The sequence below is a fragment of the Lacrimispora xylanolytica genome (assembly GCF_026723765.1).
In the GTDB taxonomy this organism is placed as follows: Bacteria; Bacillota; Clostridia; order Lachnospirales; family Lachnospiraceae; genus Lacrimispora; species Lacrimispora xylanolytica.
On the sequence record NZ_CP113524.1, the window covers coordinates 1,702,398 to 1,721,717 of the forward strand.

Below are 19,320 nucleotides of genomic sequence, written 5' to 3' on the forward strand. Positions count from 1 at the left end.
TTGATTTTTTCCTATCATATCATATTTGCTTTCTATTTTATACCCATAAAACATCCAAACTATAGGGAGAATATGTTGACAAGCTGGTGAAAAATGTGTATGTTATCCCTGATAAGGGTAAGCAGAAGGCTCATAAAAAGGAGAAAAGCGATGGAAAGAAGAATCACAGGAAAAACAGGATTAATGGGACTCATCGGCTCGCCGGTAGGACACTCCGGTTCCCCGGCTATGTACAATTACAGTTTTGAGAAATTAGGACTTGATTATGCCTATCTTGCTTTTGATATTAAGGTAGATGGAGTAGAAAAAGCAATTGAAGCTATGAAAACGTTCCAGATGAGAGGCTGCAATGTGACCATGCCCTGTAAAAATGAGGCGGTTAAGTATATGGATGAACTGTCACCAGCCGCCAGAATCATCGGTGCGGTCAATACCATTGTAAATGAAGACGGAAAACTCATTGGACATATCACAGATGGACAGGGCTTTGTAGACAGTCTGCGGGATCATGGAATTGATATTTTGGATAAGAAGATTACTGTCTGCGGAGGCGGCGGCGCAGCTACTGCTATTCAGGTGCAGTGCGCACTGGAAGGTGCCAGAGAGATATCCATTTTTAATATTAAGGATGAATTCTTTGAACGAACAGTCATGACCGCTGAAAAAATCAAAGAAGAAAAGCCTGGCTGTATCGTAAACGTGTTTGATATTTCGGATCAGCAAAAGATGAAGGAAGAGATGGATTCCAGTGATATCTTTACCAATGCCACGATCGTTGGTATGAAGCCCATGGATGGAGAAAGTGTGGTAAAGGATCCTGCCATGTTCCATGAGGGACTTGTGGTGGTGGATGCCGTTTATAATCCAAAAGAAACCAGAATGCTTAAGGAAGCAAAGGAAGCAGGCTGTATCTGCATCAATGGACAGGGCATGCTTTTATGGCAGGGAGCGGCTGCTTTTAAGCTGTATACCGGCCAGGAGATGCCAGTAGAAGAAGTAAAGGCTTTGTTTTTCAACTAGCCGGTCAAAACTCCTTTCGTGAGAGTTTGACGGCAGCTTAAAATAATCATGAGTAAGGAAAGGATTGATAACATGAGAAAAGATTTTTTATGGGGCGGTGCTACCGCTGCCAACCAGTGTGAGGGTGGTTTTAATGAAGGAAACAGAGGTCTTGGAACTGTAGATGTGATACCTTGGGGAGAAAACCGCTTCCCGGTCATGCTTGGAGATATGGATTATAAGAGCCTTCCCGAGGATTCCTATTTCCCCGGCAGAGAAGCCATTGATATGTATCATACTTATAAGGAAGACATTGCTCTTTTTGCTGAAATGGGTTTTAAGTGTTACCGCTTCTCCTTTTCCTGGTCCAGAATCTTTCCAACAGGAGAAGAGGAAAGGCCCAATGAAGAGGGACTTAAGTTCTATGAGGATTTTATTGATGAACTTTTAAAATATAACATTGAGCCTGTGGTCACCATCTGCCATTTCGACGTGCCTCTGGCTCTGGTAGAGAAATACGGTTCCTGGAAAAACAGAAAACTCATTGACTGCTACGTAGCTTACTGCGATGCCATTTTCCGTCGGTTTAAAGACAAGGTCAAATACTGGATCACCTTTAATGAGATCAATATTCTTCTTCATCTGCCATTTATGGGGGCAGGAATCCAGTTTAAGGAAGGCGAGAATAAGACTCAGGTAAAATACCAGGCAGCACACAATGAGCTGGTGGCTTCCGCCCGTGCAACCAAGCTTGCTCATGAGATCAATCCAGACTTTATGGTGGGCTGTATGCTGGCCGCCGGTAACTTCTATCCTTATAGCTGCAGGCCAGAGGATGTCTTTGATGCCATGAATAAGGATCGTGACAATTATTTCTTTATTGATGTTCAGGCAAGAGGCGAGTATCCAGCCTATGCCAGAAAGATGTTTGAACGGGAAGGAATCGTTCTGGAAACAGAGGAAGAGGACTTTACCATCTTAAAGGAGAATACGGTAGACTATATTACCTTCAGCTACTATTCTTCCCGCTGCACCACCACAGATCCGGAAGTGCTCGGTAAATCCACGGCAGGTAATGTGATGTCCAGTGTGAAAAATCCATACCTGAAGGCTTCTGAGTGGGGCTGGCAGATCGATCCTCTTGGTATCCGGATTACTCTTAATTCCCTATATGACCGGTATCAGAAGCCTTTATTTATCGTGGAAAATGGTTTAGGTGCCATTGATAAGGTAGAGGCAGACGGAAGTATCTCTGACGATTACCGAATCGATTATTTAAAGGAGCACATTCTTGCCATGATGGATGCGGTAGATGAGGATGGCGTAGACTTACTGGGCTATACCCCCTGGGGCTGTATTGACTTGGTCAGTGCTTCCACCGGTGAGATGAGCAAGCGGTACGGCTTTATCTACGTGGATAAAGACGATGCAGGAAAGGGAAGCTTAAAGCGGAGCCGGAAAAAATCCTTTGAATGGTATAAAAACGTGATTGAAACCAATGGAGAGGCATTAAAAAACCAGGCTTAGATTATCGCCACCCGGTTTCTTCCATCATTTTTTGCCTGATAGAGGGCAATATCGGAACGGTGCATTAAGGATTCCAAAGTATCTTCACCAGGACGGTATACCGTCAGGCCAATGCTGATATGAAGGGGGATTTTTTCCTCCCCTTCATGTCGCAAATTGATGTTTTCTACGCTATATCGGATGTCATCTGCAGCTTTTTTGTATTCCTCCTGGCTTTGGGCAAAGATGAGGGCACCAAATTCCTCGCCTCCGATCCGGCCAAAAAGATCTTTATGCTTGATCATCTTCTGGCACTGTCTTGCTACAATCTGAATGGCTTTATCCCCCGTAATATGACCGAAGGAATCATTGATATCCTTAAACCGGTCAATATCAATCATTAAAAAGACTGCTTTTTCTTGCAGCGTGTTCATTTCAGATAATCTTTTTTCTGCTTTTTCTATAAAATATCTTCGGTTCATCACCCCTGTAAGCATATCGGTTCTGGCCTGTATCTTTAATTCGTCCTCCTTAAGCTTACGGTTTGAGATATCCTCCTGGACTCCAAGATAGCGGATAATGTTCCCCTCATCATCAAGAATGGGAGTAAGACTTACGTATTCCCACATGATTTCTCCATTTTTTTTACGATTGCGGATTTCACCGCTCCATTGGCATCCTGAGGTAATGGTATTCCATAAATTATGATAAAACTTTCTTGACTGATAGCCGGATTTTAAGATTCTTGGATTTTTTCCAATGACTTCTTCTTCCTGATAGCCTGTCAGCTCCAGGAACTTATTATTTACATATTCAATCTCTCCGTTGGTTTTGGTAAGCATAAAGGAAACAGGGCTTTGCTCCATAATGGCCTTAAAGGTTTCTTCGCTGGTGTTAAGCCTTTTTGCAAGCTCTTTGCTTTGGGAGATATTTCGTATCACGCTGATGATGAACAAGTTCTGGTCCATCTTCATTAAATTAGCTGAAATGAGGACAGATATCTTTTTTCTGGTTTTTGTCATTATATGTATTTCCACATTTTTGCAAAAGCCCTGCTTTTGTATCATATCCATAAAGGCATCCCGTTCCTTGGAACATAACCAGAGATTTAATTCCATGGGAGTCTTACCAATGGCTTCTTCCCGGCTAAAGCCAGTTTCCTCGGTGAATGTTTCATTGGTCTCAACGATTTCACCAGTTTCAAAGCCGGTAATAAGGACTGTATCCGGTATGGTCTCAAAGATCAGCTGAAACTGTTCATTGGCCTGCTTCTTTTCCCAGTGCTCTCGCTGTACTGCCATGATTATGAAGCAATAGGAGCATATAATAATGGTAGCGATGGAAATAAAAAATACAAGAAGCTGGAGCGGGGTAGGCACAAAGATATCACTTGTTTTGTGAAAAAATGTAATAACAGCCCGGATAACAAAAAACGCTCCAAATATAAGCTGAACAGCGGAAGCCAGACGGGTAGTCTGACGGACAGAATCTATTTTGTGGTGAAGAAGGATTCCGGCATTGGAAAAGGAGATTCCTGAAATAAGCAGGGAAAACAAGATGATACGCCAGCTCACATCATCAATGGCTAATGTAAAGATAAAAAAACTGATGAAAAACAGAAGGAATGTGGCAAGCAGCCATTTTTTTGCAATGGATAGTCCGAGAAATTTTGAAAATCCAACATTTAATGCAATCACTGCAAGGAAGGTAGATAAATTGGATATCAAGATAGCCGGAGCGTCAGAAATAAAGCTGCCCCGGAGCGCAAAAACAAGACCGCTGAGCGCAGTAAAGAAGCAACTGGCAAGAAGATAATTCATGCCCGGATAGTTATGTATAATGCGAAATATGAATAGCATAACGATTGCCTGGATTGAACTGATAAAAAAAAGTACAATCGACAGTGTGGCTAAATCAAGAGCCATGAAATCCCTCCAACCATAGATTTATGGAATTATATTAATATGATTTGAACCAAAATGCAACAACTACCCATTGAAATATGAGGTTTTATTCTCAATTAACTGATTTTTGATGACTTAGTGATTCTATATAAGAGTAAATGAAATCTCTGGTTGATAATTTAATGCTTACCGTGTATGATTATAAAAAATTGTAACCATTGTTGCCGGGAGCTGAAAGCCGGTTTTTACAGATAGGAGAGCAGATATGATTCGGGAAATGAGAAGAAAAGACAGAGAAATCGGTCAGGAGAGAATATTAGATATTTTAAAAAGGCAGCAATACGGTATCTTATCAACCGTTGATTCAGAGGGACAACCCTACGGCCTGCCAATCAGCTACGTTTATCATCATGAGGCGATCTACATTCACTGTGCGACAGAAGGACATAAGCTTGATAACCTGTTAAAAAATCCCAAGGTATCTTTTTGTGTGGTAGGTGATACCAATGTAATTCCGGATAAGTTTACCACAGATTATGAAAGCGTTATTGCATTTGGTGAGGCGGGGTTGATAACAGGGGAAGAAAAAGAAGCGGCTCTCATAGAAATTCTTCATAAATATTCTCCGGATTTTCTGGAAAAGGGAAAGCTTTATATAAAAAATGCAGCGGATAAAACAAAGGTCATGAAGATAAGCATCAGTCACATGACAGGTAAAGCAAGAGGCTAGAAAGCATTTCTCTTCTTTATATAAGTATCTTTAGCCTGTTCAAATCTTATTCTTTAAACCTTTGTTAAAATATTGACATTTAAAATATAGAGGAGTATATTTGACATAGCTAAAATATTTACATAAGAAGAGAGGAGTCTACTATGTTAAAGCTGATGAGGTCACCATTAAAGTATGTACAGGGTCAGGGTGCCCTTCTTCATGTCTATGAAGAAACGAAAAATCTGGGGAAGTCCTTCCTGTTTATATGCAGCAACAGCGGGTATAAAAGCTGCCATGAAAAGCTTTCAAAAAGCTTTGAAGGAACGGATGCCAAAATCTATTTTGAGATTTTTGGAGGAATCAGTTCCATTGGTGAAGTAGAAAAGATGCGTGCCATTGTAAAGGAGAAAGGAATTGACTGCGTTGCAGCCGTAGGCGGTGGGTCTGCCATTGATACAGCAAAGGCAACGGCTCATTATGAGAATCTTCCAGTCCTTATCATTCCTACTGTGGTCGCCACCGATGCACCCTGCACCGGCTTGTCAGTGATTTATCATAATGACGGAAGTTTTTCCAACTATATTTTCTATCCAAAGAATCCGGATGCGGTCATTGTGGATTCTGACATCATAGCAAACGCCCCGGCCAAATTCCTTGTGGCAGGAATGGGAGATGCCTTGGGTACTTATTTTGAAGCCAGAGCCTGCGAAAAGGCAAAGGCACCCAGCCTGGAAAATGGCGGAATCACAAAATCTGCCATGGCTCTTTGCAGGCTATGCTATGACACCCTGCTGGAGGACGGCTACAAAGCCCTTAAGGCTTGTGAAAATAAAGTGGTAACCCCCGCATTGGAATCGATTATAGAGGCCAACACATATTTAAGCGGCGTGGGTGCTGACAATGGCGGACTTGCTGTTTCTCATTCGGTATACAATGGATTTACCGCTTTAACAGAGTGTGAAAGCACCATGCACGGCTGTGTTGTTGCATTCGGCACCTTAGCACAGCTCATCCTTGAGAATGCACCAGAAGAAGAATTTTACGAAGTCATGGAATTTTGTACAAGTGTAGGTCTTCCGGTGACTTTAAAAGAGCTTGGGGTAACGGATCAGGAACGCGTCCGTATTGCAGCAGAGAATGCCTGCGCAGAGGGCGAAAGCATACATAACATGATCGGAGATGTAACTCCAGAGCAGTTATATAACGCTCTGATTGTTGCAGATGCTCTGGGACAGGAATATTTGAATCAGTGACAAAAGTAAGTATATCAGACCATTTACATGATTATAGCCAGATCCCTCTATTTGCAGGAATCGAAGGAGAGGATTTACTCTCCGTATTTCAGTGCCTGGGAAGCTTTATTAAGACGTACCAAAAAGGAGAATACATTCTTTTATCAGAAGAAAAGGTACGATGTGTGGGAGTGATCCTGGAAGGCACCGTCAAGATGATAAAAGAGGATTTATGGGGCAATAAGACCATACTGGCAGTGATGGAGCAAAAGGAGCTCTTTGGGGAATTGTTTGCCTGTGGAAATACCATTGCGGCAACCGTAACCTTTGTGGCAGGCAAGGATACCAGAGTTTTGTATCTGCCCTTTGAGGGAGTGATGCATTCCTGCACCAAATCCTGTCTGTTCCATCACAGGCTTATTGAAAATATGGTGACTCTCATTGCGGATAAAAGCGTACAGCTGATGGAAAAGCTGGAGATTACCACAAAAAAGACTCTCCGGGAAAAGATTCTCTGTTTTCTGGACAATCAGGCCAGGAAGCATAACAGCAGATATTTTACCATTTCCATGGGAAGAATTGAGCTGGCAGAGTATCTCTGTGCAGACCGAAGTGCTCTGACAAGAGAACTGAATCTGATGAAAACGGAGGGAATTATTGATTTCGATAAGAACACATTTAAAATATTAAGGTTATTTTAATTAAAAAGCGGTCTTTATGTTGTTTCTACAACATACTGAGGCCGCTTTTTTTGGTACAATAAGGAATAATTAGTAAAATTATTACCAACAATAATGAGGTATCATGGTCCAGGCCGTTTAAATGTTGCCAGGACCCGAAAAGAGAAAGGAGTTTTGATATGAAGGCAGAGGTAGACAGAGAAGGATGTATTGAGTGCGGATTATGTGCTTCCACTTGTCCGGAGGTATTCCGTATGGGAGACGATGGACCGGCAGAGGCATACGTGGACGAAGTACCAGAGTCTGTGATAGATTCAGCCATAGAAGCTCAGGATGGTTGTCCGGTAGCAGTAATCAAAGTAGAATAAGACATAAACGCCTCTTTCTGATTGAACTTGAAAAGCATACTCAGACTGGGGCGTTTTCTGAAAAGGAGGAATTCATGTGAGCGAATACATCAACAACCGTGAGATGAGACAAAAAGCCATTAAGGATATTATCAGGAAGCTGCATGAAGGAAAGACGGTAGAGGAAGTAAAGGCCATCTTTGAAGAAGCATTTCATGGTGTTTCTGCTTCTGAAATCTCTGTGGCGGAATCAGCACTGATTGCTGAAGGGCTTCCTTTGGAAGAGGTACAAAGGCTATGTGATGTTCATGCCGCTGTTTTTAAAGGCTCCATTGAGGAAATCCATCAGGAAACCGACCCGGCTCTGATCCCTGGTCATCCGGTGAATACCCTGGTGAGGGAAAACAAAAAGATCAATCATATTATGGATAAGGAGATCCGACCCTATTTATCCCTGACCATGTTTAATGATATGGACGCCTATCAAAACCTTCTTAATGGGATGGAACAGCTTAAGGATTTAGCCATTCATTATCAGAAAAAAGAAAATCTTCTGTTTCCTTACATGGAAAAGTACGGAATCACAGCACCCCCGAAGGTAATGTGGGGAGTGGATGATGAGATCAGAGCTCAGGTTAAGGAAGTAACGGATATGCTTCTTAACAGAGTGGAGAAGAATGAGACTCTTATAAGTAAGACAGAGGAAGTCCTTGATAAGATTGGGGAAATGATATTTAAAGAAGAAAATATCATGATTCCCATGCTTTTAGAACAGCTTACAGAGGAAGAATGGAAAGTAATCGCAGACGAGAGCCTGGAAATCGGATTTATCATTGATCATGTTCCAACCTATCAGCCTGGAGCAGCAGACAAGAAGAAGGCAGAGGAAGAAAAGAAAGAAGAACCTGAGGTATCAGGGCTTATAAAGCTTCCGTCTGGAGAATGGACTCCAGAGGAACTGACAGCGACCTTAAATACTCTTCCCTTTGATTTGACCTTTGTGGATAAAAATGACCAGGTGAAATATTTTTCAGAAGGAAAAGAACGGGCCTTCCCGCGGACCAGGACCATTCTTGGAAGAAATGTTTCCAACTGTCATCCTCCGGCAAGCGTCCACATCGTGGAGAAGATTGTAGAGGATTTTAAAAATGGTGTAAAAGACCATGAGGACTTCTGGATCAAAATGGCTGGTAAATACGTATTGATTCGTTATTTTGCAGTAAGAAACGAACAAGGGGAGTACCTTGGCGTATTAGAACTGACTCAGGATATTAAGCCCATTCAGGAAATTGAAGGGGAGAAACGGCTGATGTCTGAATAAATAGAATAAATGAATGAATAAATGAAAGTCCAGGCATCTGCCCTGGACTTTTTTTAGTTTATATCCATATTAGAACTCAATTACCTTTGGATCTCCTGTGAAAGAGTAGATGGCAGCAGTTGCATTTTTCAGGTAAAGAACCTCAAAGATGCCATCATCAACAGAATACAGATTACTCAGTGAAGCTTTGTTGTCCTCCATCATGGCTACACGGGCCTCTCTGCGATCATCGTGGATGGCTTCTGCTTCCAGTCTCAGCCAGGTTCCCTTGTTCATGCAGGAGATTTCAATTTTTGGATTCTTTTTCATCTGCGCAAAAACAGCTTTTTTATTATTAGTTGTGATGTAGAGCTTTCCTTCAAATTCACAGACAGCGCCAAATGGGCGCACTCTTGGCTGGCCCTCCTCATTGGTTGCTAAATAAAAGGTACCACATGCTTTTAAGTAATCAAGAACTTCCTTCATCGTTGTTGCTCCTCTCACTTTTTTATGATATAATGTGTCCACCAGTTTATTATATAGCATAGAACACAATTGTAAACTACGATATTTTATGATACCTAGTATCAAGGAGGGTACTATTATGGCGAAAAAAGATTTATATGGCTTATGTCCTTACGTTACCTCTCAGAAGATTCTTTCTGGTAAATGGTCCATATATTTATTATACTTATTGCAGGAAGGCCCGGTCAGATTCAATGAGCTGCAAAGGAAGATGCCGGAAGATATCACCCATACCACTCTTTCCAGACAGCTTAAGTCCCTGGAAGAGGAAGGTCTCATCATCAGACGGGAATACTCCCAGATTCCTCCCAGAGTAGAATATTCCTTAAGTGAGATCGGCTTAAAGTTTGAGTCCGTGTTAGAGGCTTTAGGGAATTGGGGAAGTGATTATATTGAGTTTGTAAAACACAAAAATCATACTATGGAAAAAGACGGAGAAGCCATATGAGAGAACTGAAGGAAATAAACCGCGATCTGGAACTTAGCAATCAGAATATGTTGGAGCTGTTACATCAGCATTTAAGCCTGAAAGCGGAAGCGATGGAGGCAAAGAAAGAAGGCCGGCTTCCGATTCTGGAAGACCAGTCTAAGATGGATGGAGAGAAACGTATTACTGGGCTGAAAGACAGTCCTTATGAGGAAGAGCTGCAGGAAATATTACATACCATTGAAACCGCTGGGAAACGGGTGGGGAGCAAATGTCTCTTTGATTTTAACATTGCTTTAATTGGTTTTATGGGTGCCGGAAAAAGTACGATATCCAGATATTTAAAGGATAAGCTTGCCATGGAAGAAGTGGATGTGGATGCCATGATTGTTAAGGATCAGAACATGGCTATTAAGGATATCTTTGCAGAGCATGGGGAAGAGTATTTCCGTAAGTGTGAAAGCGAGGCCATTATCCGGTTAAAGGATTGCAGACAATCCGTTATTTCCTGCGGAGGCGGTGCCGTAATCCGGGAAGAAAATGTAACAAATTTAAAGAAAATCAGCCGGATTGTGCTTTTAACAGCAGCTCCGGAGACCATTTTAAGCCGCGTAAAGACAAGCGACGAACGCCCCATCTTAAATGGAAACATGAATGTGGAATTTATAAAGGAACTGATGGCAGAACGGGCAGATTATTATCGTAAGGCAGCAGACATCATTATAGAGACCGATCATAAGACCATGAACCAGATCTGTGAGGAACTGATTCAAGCCCTGATTCTTCTGAAAGAACAGGAAAAAAAATAGAGCTATTTACATAAAGCATGTATTCTCCCTTATTTTCAGGTGGGATACATGCTTTTTTTCATAAATATTCTCATCTACACAACTTCTACATATCGTCCTGCTATTCTTTTCATCAGAAATCATAAGGAGGATGGCCATGGGATCTATCGTAAAAACAAGAGTGCTGCGCGTTGGCGGCATGACCTGTGTAAGCTGTCAGAACAAGATCGAAAAAAAGCTTAAGAACACGGCCGGGATTATCAGTGCAGAAGTAAGCTACAACGAAGGAACAGCCAATGTGACGTATGACACAGATATTATTTCTTACAAGACCATTGTAGGTGTGATTGAAAATCTGGACTATATGGTGCTTACGGATCAGGATAAAAAGGGAACGGATGCCAGCCGGATTACGGGAATCCTGCTCATCATCGCTGCTCTTTACATGGTAATTGAAAATACCGGTCTGTTAACCCTTTTGACACCAGGTCAGCTTGCAGATCAGACCATGAGCTATGGAATGCTTTTTGTCATCGGTCTTATTACATCGGTCCACTGCGTGGCCATGTGCGGCGGCATAAACTTATCCCAGTGCATTCCATATACGGCTGGAGATTCTACGGAAAAAGGCCGTTTATCAGCTCTTCGTCCTACCTTTCTTTATAATCTCGGAAGAGTATTGTCTTATACCGTCATCGGTTTTGTGGTAGGAGCGTTAGGGTCTGTATTTACCTTTTCCACCACCCTGCAAGGAATTTTAAAACTGATCGCAGGTCTTTTCATGGTGATTATGGGAATCAATATGCTTGGAATTTTTCCCTGGCTGCGAAAGCTGAATCCCAGAATGCCCGGATTTTTGGCTAAAAGAGTGTATAAGGAGAAAGCAAAAAGCAACAGCCCTCTGTTTGTGGGGCTCCTAAATGGCTTTATGCCCTGCGGACCTTTGCAGGCCATGCAGATTTACGCCTTATCCACAGGCAATCCATTTTCCGGCGCTCTTTCCATGCTTTTATTCAGCCTGGGAACCGTACCATTAATGTTCGGATTAGGTGCGCTTTCAACGGTGCTTGGGAAAAAGTTTGCCGGTAAGATCATGACGGCGGGAGCGGTTCTTGTGGTAGTACTTGGTTTGTCCATGGTGACTCAGGGCTTTAGCCTTTCCGGGGTATCCGTGCCAAATCTGGCGTTTGCACAGGAAAAGGATAACGGGGCTGGCCAGGAAAACCAGCCTGCCCAGAAGATAGAAGACGGCGTTCAGATCATTAACAGCACCTTATCCTCCGGCAAATATCCCAATATAAAGGTACAGGCAGGGATTCCTGTCAAATGGATCATCGATGCGCCAAAAGGCAGCATCAACGGCTGCAATAACCGTATGATCATCAGGGATTTCGGCATTGAACACACCTTTCAAACAGGAGAGAATATTATAGAATTTACTCCCGAAAAGACAGGAAAGGTTTCCTACAGCTGCTGGATGGGAATGATACGGGGAACCATATCTATTACAGAAGAGGCAGCTGGCACCGGAACTATTGAGAATGAGGCAGAAAATCTCCTTGATAAGCCAGTTCCGGCAGGGGTTACGATTCCCACCGATGATGTTGCAATAGGGGAAGAATCTGTAGATGAGAATGGCAACCCCATTCAAAAAATTACCATGGAGCTGACAGATAAAGGCTTTCAGCCAGCAGCTGCAGTGGTAAAGTCTGGCCTTGACGTGGAATGGAATATCATAGACAGCACCACTGGGAATAACTATGGAACGACCATACTTGTGCCTGATTTTGCAACTCAGGTTCCTCTGGAACCGGGAGACAACCGGTTGTATTTCACACCGGCAGGAAGCTTTGATTTTTCCAATGGAGATAATACCTCTTATGGCTATATTAAGGTAGTGGATGATATCAGCAAGATGGATTTAAATGAAATCAAGAAAGAGATAGGGAACTTTCAAACTCAGATCTGGCCCGATACCACCTTTCAGGGGGCAGGAGGCTCCTGCTGTCAGTAGGCAGCCCGTAAAAATTTGGGAAAGGAGCTTCGTTCATGAACTTAATTTTAAGCCATTGGCATTGTATTATACCGGCCGCCTTTTTGATTGCCGCCATGTTCTTTTTAAGAGGAAAATCGTAAACCATTAAATAAATTCATATTCAGGAGGTTTGTAAATGAATCAGATCATGACACATAAAACTAAGATATTTTTCCGTTCCATCTTAATTATGGCCCTGGCCCTCATCGCCCTGACTGCCTGTTCTGCCAAGGATAAGAAGGAGAGCGGTTCTTCGGATAAGGCAGCCCAGTATCAGAATGCCTCCGGAGATCTGGTAATCCCCGTAAGCGAGATCAGTGACAAAGCAAGCTTTTATCCAGTGACAGCTGATGGAACCAAAATGGAGGTTTTAGCAGTGAAGGCACCAGATGGAACCATCCGTACCGCATTTAATACGTGCCAGATCTGTTTTGGTTCAGGAAGAGGCTATTATAAACAGGAAGGTGATAAATTAGTTTGTCAAAACTGCGGAAATCAGTTCTCCATGGATCTGGTAGAGGTGGAAGCAGGCGGCTGTAACCCATGGCCCATCTTTGATAAAAATAAGACTGTGACAGACGAATCCATTACCATTCCATCAGATTTTCTAAAGGAGTCAGAGCAGATATTTGCTAACTGGAAGAAATCTTATTAATTCGTAACTCTCCTGAATCAAAAAGCTTCATCTTGTAAGAAGAAAGGCAGGCATGGTATACTGTGATCATGCATTGGCTATATCACAGGAGAAGGAAATAATACAGCATGGAGAATGAATTAGTTACAATCAGTGAAATGGCAAAGCTACATCATCTCACCCGCCAGACCCTTATTTACTATGATCATATCGGCTTATTAAAGCCCACATTTATCAATGACCACGGATACCGCTATTACAGCGTTTACCAGATTCCGGTATTAAGGGAAATCTGTCTCTTAAAAAAGCTTGGGGTAAAGCTTGAAGATATTAAAAAGAACATAGAATCCAGAAATTTAGAATCTGTCATCAATCTGTTGGAATTGCAGAAAAATGTCATTGATGAACAGATGAAAGAGCTGAACCGTACAAGGATGTATCTGCAAAAAAGAATTAATTTTTATGAGGATTCGAAAAAAACTTATAAGGCGGAGACTCCTCTCTTGAAACAGATTCCTCAAAGACAAGTGTTGTTTGTACCGTTTGAGGAGCGGCCAGGAAAGAATGTTCTTCATCTTACTCTGATGAAGGCATGGAACAAGCTATTTGATTCCGACACCATTCCCTCCTGCGGATTCGGTACTCTCATTCGTTATGAACAGTTTTATAGTGAAGATCTCTATGAGAATTCAGGGATATTTGTGGTGCTTCCATATCCACAGCCTGATCTGCCAGGAGTAGAAGAGATTCCGGGAGGAACGTATCTTTGTATGTACAAATACTCCTATCCCTATGAAGAAAAGGATTTTCATTATTTGAAGGAATGGGCCGAGAAGAACAACTACAGAATTACCGGGGATGCCCTGGATCTCTGTCTGCTTGATACCACCTTTTATAATTCAGAGCACAATGTAGATTATTGCTGCTTACAGATTCCGGTTGTAAAGAATTGAATCGAAACAAAAGGGCTGCCGTTTTGGCAGCCTTTTTTTCGTTGAGATTTTTTAAATGCGCTCAGGGTGAAGATAGCGGTACGTGAGGTAAAATAAAAATATTTTATACATAATAAGAAAAACCTCTTGACTGTATAGCCGCAATATAGCTCATAGTATCCTTAACGGCCGATGAATGAAAAAGTACAAGGAGGATTATTTATGTCTAAAATTAAAGTGAATGATTTGCGTTCTGCCTTAGAGCTTCTGGAATCAATTCCAGGACAGCTGATAGAAACTGATGTGGAGGTTCATCCTCATGCTCAGTTATCCGGTGTCTATCGCCATGTTGGAGCAGGCGGTACGGTTATGCGCCCCACCCAGGAAGGGCCTGCCATGATATTTAACAAGGTAACAGGACACGAGGATGCCAGAGTCGCCATTGGCGTTCTTGCAAGCCGCAAACGAGTGGGATACCTTCTTGATGAGGCTCCAGAGCGTCTGGGCCATCTTTTAAATGAATCTGTAAAGAACCCGGTGAAGCCAGTAGTAATCAATCAAAAGGATGCAAAATGCCAGGAAGTGGTTCATTATGCCACAGATCCTGATTTTGATATCAGAAAACTGGTGCCTGCACCTACCAACACAGAAGAGGATGCCGGACCTTACATAACTTTAGGTATGTGTTATGCCTCTGACCCGGAAACAAAGGAATCCGATGTGACCATTCACCGCCTCTGCCTTCAGAGTAAAGACGAGATTTCCATGTACTTTGTGCCAGGCTCCAGACATCTTGGTGTATTTAGAGAAAAGGCAGAAGCAGCCGGAAAGCCGCTTCCTATCTCAATCAGCATCGGTGTAGATCCTGCCATAGAAATCGCTTCCTGTTTTGAACCGCCTACAACGCCTCTTGGCTTTAATGAGTTAGAGATTGCCGGAGCCATTCGAAAAGAAGGAGTAGAGCTTACCCAGTGCCTTACCATTGATGAAAAATGCATTGCCAATGCAGAATATGTCATTGAAGGAGAGCTTCTTCCTGGAATCCGTGTGAGAGAGGATCAAAACACCAATACCGGAAAAGCTATGCCTGAGTTCCCTGGTTATACAGGACCTGCAAACCCGGAGATTCCCATTATTAAGGTAAAGGCAGTAACCCACAGAACCAACCCAATCATGCAGACCTGTATCGGTCCAAGTGAAGAGCACGTAAGCATGGCTGGTATCCCGACGGAAGCCAGTATATTACAGATGGTAGAAAAAGCAATGCCAGGAAAGCTGTTAAATGTTTACTGTGCCTCCAGTGGCGGCGGTAAATACATGGCTGTGCTGCAATTCTGCAAAAAGATACCAAGTGATGAAGGAAGACAACGCCAGGCAGCACTCCTTGCATTTTCTGCATTCAGTGAATTAAAGCTGGTGGTCCTTGTAGATGAGGATGTAGACCCATTTGATATCAACGATGTTGTCTGGGCTATGAATACCCGTATGCAGGGAGATTCCGGTATAGTATGCATTCCTGGGGTACGCTGTCATCCGTTGGATCCTTCCAATGACCCAGCTAATTCCCCATCCATCCGCGATCATGGAATTGCCTGTAAAACAATTTTCGACTGTACCGTGCCATTCGATCAAAAGCATCGGTTCCAGCGGGCAAAGTTTATGGATGTAGATCCTTCCCATTGGGTCCCGGACATGTTTAAAAAATAGAAAATACAACATAAGAGGTGGCAAATATGCCGATTGGAGTAATCGTCAACAGCCTGGCAGTGCTGACAGGGGGTGCTGCAGGCGCCTTATTGGGTAATAAAATACCAGAGCATCTGCGCAACAATCTGACCCTGATTTTTGGTGTGGCTTCCATGTCCATGGGAATTACGGCCATTGTAAAATTAACCTATCTACCAGCGGTGGTCTTTGCCGTTATTATTGGAACCGCCATTGGTGAACTTGTTCATCTGGAATATGGAATCACGGTAGTAGCAAAGAAGGTACAGGCCCCTATCTCCAGAATTTTTTCCGGGAAAGATTCAGACATGAGTCAGGAAGAATTCATGCAGAAGCTTGTAAGCATTGTGGTACTGTTCTGCGCAAGCGGAACCGGTATTTTCGGAGCGTTGCAGGCAGGTATGACCGGAGACCATACCATATTGTTTTCAAAATCAATCCTTGACTTTTTTACCGCAGCTATTTTTGCAGCCAGTCTTGGATATATTACCTGCACCGTCTGTGTGCCTCAATTCGTGGTTTTGGTACTCCTGTTCTTTAGTGCCTCCATTATCATGCCCCTGACCAACAAGGAGATGCTCAGTGATTTTACAGCCTGTGGAGGTATATTAATGCTGGCGACCGGACTTCGAATATCCGGTATCAAATCCTTCCCCATTGCCAACATGCTTCCTGCCATGGTACTTGTCATGCCCTTTTCTTACTTCTGGTCCCATGTCATCATGAGCCTGTTATAAGCCTATGGATAAAAAGAGAATTGTAGTTGCAGTAAGCGGGGCAAGCGGGGCCCCTCTGGCAGCAGCCTGCATCAGACAGTTAAAGAAGCTGCCGGATTATGAGATTCATCTGGTGGTCAGTAAAGGCGGGGAGGAGACCATTCTTCATGAGCTTGATATGAGGCTGGAGGAATTTAAAGGACTTGCCCATGTGTGTTACGACAATAAGAACATCAGTGCCAGCATAGCCAGCGGAACCTATGAAACAGAAGGCATGATCGTAGTCCCATGCAGCATGAAGACGATAGCAGGAATCTGCAGCGGTTATTCCGATAATTTGCTTCTTCGGGCAGCAGATGTGACCATAAAGGAAAGAAGAAAGCTGATTCTGGTGGCAAGGGAAACGCCCCTTAGTCCCATTCATTTACGGAATATGGAGTATTTATCCAGGCTTCAAAACGTGGTTATCCTGCCGCCTGTCATATCATACTACAGTAAGCCAAAGTCCCTGGAGGACATTAATTTCCATATCGCAGGAAAGATTCTGGATGCAGCAGGAATTAAGGTGGAAGGCTTCAGACGGTGGGAATAGGCATGGATAAGGAGTCTCATGAAAACGTATAAAAAGGTTATTAACGGCACAGAAGTTCGCTGTGATGTAATTGCCATGGGGGACGATATCTGCGTTCTCCTATATGGAGGCGACCTTCCTCATATTGGAAGTACAGCGCTATCCGTCCCCCGTCCCAGCCTGACGGGGGAGGGGATTAGTGCGACCACTTCCATATTAAATTGCATTGGTCATAAGGACGACGTGCTGGCCAAGCTGTTTGCAGAAAAGATAGCTGCAAAGACAAACCATGTGACGGTATGCGTCTGTGGCATACATGTGGACCAGTTGTCTTTTGAGGATCTTCAGATGTTGTATGATGGCTGTTGCCAGTTTCTGGAAGATATTAGCCATTCATTTAGTTCCAAGGAATAAGAGCCGAGGACCAAAGCTTTGTAACAGGAAGAGATCAACGACATATGACAGAATAAGCATATGAAAATGATAATAATAACTATATTTACATATTAAATAAAGCCTGTTATAATAGCGGTTACAAAAGGGTCAAATCCGAATGGATCTGCATAAGACATTGGAGGATAAGAATTATGGCGAATGAGAAACACTTCTGTACCTGCAACGAGACAACATGTAAGCTGCATCCTACAAATCACGATATGGGCTGTGATCCCTGCATTCGTAAGAATTTAAACAAAGGTGAGATGCCAGGCTGTTTCTTTCATTTGATAAGTGACGATACTTCTGAGCTTAAGGAGTTCACCATCGACAGCTTTGTAAAGTTCTATCTGGATCATAAAAAATCGAAAACTCAATAAATAAAAGAGGAAACCCTGAAATGAATCAGGATTTCCTTTTTTAATTTCATTCTTATAATGTTATATTTTTTCTTCTTACAATCAGTGCACCAAACGCCATCACCACTAAATACACAATTAAAAATGCCACAACCGCCATTCCATGAGCAAACCATGCAGCAATAATCATAAAGATACTGCCTAAAAGAGAAAGGCTTGGCATGAGAAACCGATTGAAAAATGTAAGCTCTTTTTCCTTCTTCATAAACATGATAAAGATAGGAATATAAAGCGCATAAATCGTAACAATGGGAAGCTCAGACGAGTCAAAGCTAAAGAACCCGAACCAGCTATTCGTTAAGTTGGCTCCGTAAAAATAAAGGAGCCATAAAGCACATAAAAATAGACCAAGAATTGCAGAGTTCACAGGCATATTGGTCGTAGGATCCACCTGGCTGAAAACCTTTGGATTTGGTCCAAGACCTCTGGCCGCGATGGAATAGATTCCTCTGGTACAGCCAAGCATCAGACCATTTAAGGTCCCAAGGCATGAGATAATAACAAATACAAATAACAGAGAACCGCCAGCAGAAGAGAAGATGGTCTGGAATGCAAGCTTGGCACCTGTTTCTCCGCCTGCCATCATGACTTCATTCTTAATGGTTCCAGCCAGTCCGATGTAGTAAAGGATATAAACGGACATGGTAATAAAAGTTCCGGCAATGAGCGCCAGAGGAAGGTTCTTTTTTGCATCCTTTAATTCTGCATTGATACTGGTGGCAATGATCCAACCCTCATAAGCAAAGCTGGCTGCAACAATGGCAGTAAATAAGCCGCCTTTTGAACTTTGAGACACATAATGAGTGAAATTGTAAGCAGTCATACCGCTTTTCACTCCCATAAAGGTGCCCACCACTGCCATTAAAAATAAAGGAATCAGTTTAATGACGGTTGTGCTTACCTGAAATTTACCTGCAAGGACAGGAGATAAGGCATTGAGTGTAAAACTGGCAACCAGGTACAGACATGCAATTGTCATACATTCGCCGCCGGTTATGGAAAAACCCAGAATTACACAGGTATACCGGGCGGATACCCAGGCTAACACTGAGGTAATGGTAGGATAATAGATGATTGCCATAAACCAGCCTACATAAAAAGCATACTTTTTCCCCATGGCAGCTTCTGCATAATCCACCACTCCATTGACATACTGGTATCTGGTAGCCATCACAGAGAAGGTGTAAGCACAGGAAATCATAATAATGCCGCCGATTACCCAGGCCAGAATTCCCTGTTTTAAATTGCCTCCCGTTGCTGTAAGGATCTTTTCTGCCTTAAAAAAAACACCGCTTCCGATCACGATGCCCACAACCATGGCAATGGCTGTAATAAGACCGTATTTTTTTTCTAACTTTGGTTCCATCGTTTGACCATTCCTATTCTTCAATAGAATTCCTTTGTCTTTATTTTTTCACCATACATAAATAAAT

Annotated in this window: 20 protein-coding genes; 17 read left to right on the top strand and 3 right to left on the bottom strand. The window is 42.7% G+C overall.

The genetic code is table 11. From position 1 onward, the window contains the following. The first annotated feature begins 150 nt into the window (after positions 1 to 150). On the top strand, positions 151 to 1,020 hold the full coding sequence (aroE, locus tag OW255_RS08020; RefSeq protein ID WP_268116314.1) for a shikimate dehydrogenase: 870 nt from the start codon (positions 151 to 153) through the stop codon (positions 1,018 to 1,020). Between the two features lie 72 nt (positions 1,021 to 1,092). Beyond that, a complete protein-coding gene (locus OW255_RS08025) occupies positions 1,093 to 2,526 on the top strand; it encodes a 6-phospho-beta-glucosidase (protein ID WP_024836436.1) in 1,434 nt (477 codons plus the stop codon). On the opposite strand, the gene OW255_RS08030 is transcribed toward OW255_RS08025, so the two are convergent. Then, on the bottom strand, positions 2,523 to 4,430 hold the full coding sequence (locus tag OW255_RS08030; RefSeq protein ID WP_268116315.1) for a sensor domain-containing diguanylate cyclase: 1,908 nt from the start codon (positions 4,428 to 4,430) through the stop codon (positions 2,523 to 2,525). The two genes, OW255_RS08025 and OW255_RS08030, sit on opposite strands and share 4 nt — an antisense overlap. A gap of 244 nt (positions 4,431 to 4,674) precedes the next feature. On the opposite strand from OW255_RS08030, the gene OW255_RS08035 reads away from it, so the two are divergent. The 5 genes from OW255_RS08035 (at position 4,675) to OW255_RS08055 (ending at position 8,701) form a co-directional block, all read left to right on the top strand. Then, entirely contained in the window at positions 4,675 to 5,139 is a 465-nt protein-coding gene (locus tag OW255_RS08035; RefSeq protein WP_268116316.1) for a pyridoxamine 5'-phosphate oxidase family protein, read from the top strand. Positions 5,140 to 5,282: 143 nt separating this feature from the next. Then, on the top strand, positions 5,283 to 6,374 hold the full coding sequence (locus tag OW255_RS08040; RefSeq protein WP_024836433.1) for a glycerol dehydrogenase: 1,092 nt from the start codon (positions 5,283 to 5,285) through the stop codon (positions 6,372 to 6,374). Further along, a complete protein-coding gene (locus tag OW255_RS08045; RefSeq protein ID WP_268116317.1) occupies positions 6,371 to 7,054 on the top strand; it encodes a Crp/Fnr family transcriptional regulator in 684 nt (227 codons plus the stop codon). Before OW255_RS08040 ends, OW255_RS08045 begins: the two co-directional genes overlap by 4 nt. Before the next feature lie 158 nt (positions 7,055 to 7,212). Then, positions 7,213 to 7,401, top strand: coding sequence for a ferredoxin (locus OW255_RS08050; RefSeq protein ID WP_024836431.1), 189 nt, complete (start codon positions 7,213 to 7,215; stop codon positions 7,399 to 7,401). A 76-nt stretch (positions 7,402 to 7,477) separates the two neighbouring features. Then, positions 7,478 to 8,701, top strand: coding sequence for a DUF438 domain-containing protein (locus tag OW255_RS08055; RefSeq protein ID WP_268116318.1), 1,224 nt, complete (start codon positions 7,478 to 7,480; stop codon positions 8,699 to 8,701). 69 nt (positions 8,702 to 8,770) lie between these two features. On the opposite strand, the gene OW255_RS08060 is transcribed toward OW255_RS08055, so the two are convergent. Continuing rightward, a complete protein-coding gene (locus OW255_RS08060) occupies positions 8,771 to 9,166 on the bottom strand; it encodes a pyridoxamine 5'-phosphate oxidase family protein (protein ID WP_268116319.1) in 396 nt (131 codons plus the stop codon). A 118-nt stretch (positions 9,167 to 9,284) separates the two neighbouring features. Between OW255_RS08060 and OW255_RS08065 the strand changes: the two genes are divergently transcribed. The 10 genes from OW255_RS08065 to OW255_RS08110 all read left to right on the top strand — a co-directional run bounded on the left by OW255_RS08065 (position 9,285) and on the right by OW255_RS08110 (position 17,848). Beyond that, the gene (locus OW255_RS08065; RefSeq protein WP_024836428.1) at positions 9,285 to 9,653 is read left to right on the top strand and encodes a winged helix-turn-helix transcriptional regulator; all 369 of its coding nucleotides are present in this window, start codon (positions 9,285 to 9,287) and stop codon (positions 9,651 to 9,653) included. After that, entirely contained in the window at positions 9,650 to 10,441 is a 792-nt protein-coding gene (locus tag OW255_RS08070; RefSeq protein WP_268116320.1) for a shikimate kinase, read from the top strand. The genes OW255_RS08065 and OW255_RS08070 overlap by 4 nt, the downstream gene beginning before the upstream one ends. Before the next feature lie 136 nt (positions 10,442 to 10,577). Further along, positions 10,578 to 12,434, top strand: a complete 1,857-nt coding sequence (locus tag OW255_RS08075) for an urease accessory protein UreH domain-containing protein (protein ID WP_268116321.1) — start codon at positions 10,578 to 10,580, stop codon at positions 12,432 to 12,434. A 157-nt stretch (positions 12,435 to 12,591) separates the two neighbouring features. Continuing rightward, entirely contained in the window at positions 12,592 to 13,110 is a 519-nt protein-coding gene (locus tag OW255_RS08080) for a DUF2318 domain-containing protein (protein ID WP_024836425.1), read from the top strand. Between the two features lie 107 nt (positions 13,111 to 13,217). Next, on the top strand, positions 13,218 to 14,042 hold the full coding sequence (locus OW255_RS08085) for a MerR family transcriptional regulator (RefSeq protein WP_024836424.1): 825 nt from the start codon (positions 13,218 to 13,220) through the stop codon (positions 14,040 to 14,042). A 201-nt stretch (positions 14,043 to 14,243) separates the two neighbouring features. Beyond that, positions 14,244 to 15,728, top strand: coding sequence for a UbiD family decarboxylase (locus OW255_RS08090; protein WP_268116322.1), 1,485 nt, complete (start codon positions 14,244 to 14,246; stop codon positions 15,726 to 15,728). Between the two features lie 26 nt (positions 15,729 to 15,754). After that, a complete protein-coding gene (locus tag OW255_RS08095; protein ID WP_268116323.1) occupies positions 15,755 to 16,483 on the top strand; it encodes a DUF554 domain-containing protein in 729 nt (242 codons plus the stop codon). Positions 16,484 to 16,487: 4 nt separating this feature from the next. Then, positions 16,488 to 17,054 carry a UbiX family flavin prenyltransferase gene (locus OW255_RS08100; RefSeq protein ID WP_268116324.1) on the top strand — a complete coding sequence of 189 codons (567 nt, stop codon included), beginning with the start codon at positions 16,488 to 16,490 and terminating at the stop codon, positions 17,052 to 17,054. Between the two features lie 18 nt (positions 17,055 to 17,072). Then, positions 17,073 to 17,447 carry a prenylated flavin chaperone LpdD gene (lpdD, locus tag OW255_RS08105; RefSeq protein WP_268116325.1) on the top strand — a complete coding sequence of 125 codons (375 nt, stop codon included), beginning with the start codon at positions 17,073 to 17,075 and terminating at the stop codon, positions 17,445 to 17,447. Between the two features lie 173 nt (positions 17,448 to 17,620). Continuing rightward, a complete protein-coding gene (locus OW255_RS08110; protein WP_268116326.1) occupies positions 17,621 to 17,848 on the top strand; it encodes a DUF6485 family protein in 228 nt (75 codons plus the stop codon). Between the two features lie 52 nt (positions 17,849 to 17,900). Here OW255_RS08110 and OW255_RS08115 read toward each other — a convergent pair whose 3' ends face one another. After that, on the bottom strand, positions 17,901 to 19,253 hold the full coding sequence (locus OW255_RS08115) for an APC family permease (protein WP_268116327.1): 1,353 nt from the start codon (positions 19,251 to 19,253) through the stop codon (positions 17,901 to 17,903). Between the last annotated feature and the right edge of the window lie 67 nt (positions 19,254 to 19,320).

What these genes read in the sequence shown, in the direction of transcription:
- aroE (WP_268116314.1), top strand. Translation starts at nt 151, where the DNA reads ATGGAAAGAAGAATCACAGGAAAAACAGGATTAATGGGACTCATCGGC.
- OW255_RS08025 (WP_024836436.1), top strand. Translation starts at nt 1,093, where the DNA reads ATGAGAAAAGATTTTTTATGGGGCGGTGCTACCGCTGCCAACCAGTGT.
- OW255_RS08030 (WP_268116315.1), bottom strand. Translation starts at nt 4,430, where the DNA reads ATGGCTCTTGATTTAGCCACACTGTCGATTGTACTTTTTTTTATCAGT.
- OW255_RS08035 (WP_268116316.1), top strand. Translation starts at nt 4,675, where the DNA reads ATGATTCGGGAAATGAGAAGAAAAGACAGAGAAATCGGTCAGGAGAGA.
- OW255_RS08040 (WP_024836433.1), top strand. Translation starts at nt 5,283, where the DNA reads ATGTTAAAGCTGATGAGGTCACCATTAAAGTATGTACAGGGTCAGGGT.
- OW255_RS08050 (WP_024836431.1), top strand. Translation starts at nt 7,213, where the DNA reads ATGAAGGCAGAGGTAGACAGAGAAGGATGTATTGAGTGCGGATTATGT.
- OW255_RS08060 (WP_268116319.1), bottom strand. Translation starts at nt 9,166, where the DNA reads ATGAAGGAAGTTCTTGATTACTTAAAAGCATGTGGTACCTTTTATTTA.
- OW255_RS08065 (WP_024836428.1), top strand. Translation starts at nt 9,285, where the DNA reads ATGGCGAAAAAAGATTTATATGGCTTATGTCCTTACGTTACCTCTCAG.
- OW255_RS08070 (WP_268116320.1), top strand. Translation starts at nt 9,650, where the DNA reads ATGAGAGAACTGAAGGAAATAAACCGCGATCTGGAACTTAGCAATCAG.
- OW255_RS08075 (WP_268116321.1), top strand. Translation starts at nt 10,578, where the DNA reads ATGGGATCTATCGTAAAAACAAGAGTGCTGCGCGTTGGCGGCATGACC.
- OW255_RS08080 (WP_024836425.1), top strand. Translation starts at nt 12,592, where the DNA reads ATGAATCAGATCATGACACATAAAACTAAGATATTTTTCCGTTCCATC.
- OW255_RS08085 (WP_024836424.1), top strand. Translation starts at nt 13,218, where the DNA reads ATGGAGAATGAATTAGTTACAATCAGTGAAATGGCAAAGCTACATCAT.
- OW255_RS08090 (WP_268116322.1), top strand. Translation starts at nt 14,244, where the DNA reads ATGTCTAAAATTAAAGTGAATGATTTGCGTTCTGCCTTAGAGCTTCTG.
- OW255_RS08095 (WP_268116323.1), top strand. Translation starts at nt 15,755, where the DNA reads ATGCCGATTGGAGTAATCGTCAACAGCCTGGCAGTGCTGACAGGGGGT.
- OW255_RS08100 (WP_268116324.1), top strand. Translation starts at nt 16,488, where the DNA reads ATGGATAAAAAGAGAATTGTAGTTGCAGTAAGCGGGGCAAGCGGGGCC.
- lpdD (WP_268116325.1), top strand. Translation starts at nt 17,073, where the DNA reads ATGAAAACGTATAAAAAGGTTATTAACGGCACAGAAGTTCGCTGTGAT.
- OW255_RS08110 (WP_268116326.1), top strand. Translation starts at nt 17,621, where the DNA reads ATGGCGAATGAGAAACACTTCTGTACCTGCAACGAGACAACATGTAAG.
- OW255_RS08115 (WP_268116327.1), bottom strand. Translation starts at nt 19,253, where the DNA reads ATGGAACCAAAGTTAGAAAAAAAATACGGTCTTATTACAGCCATTGCC.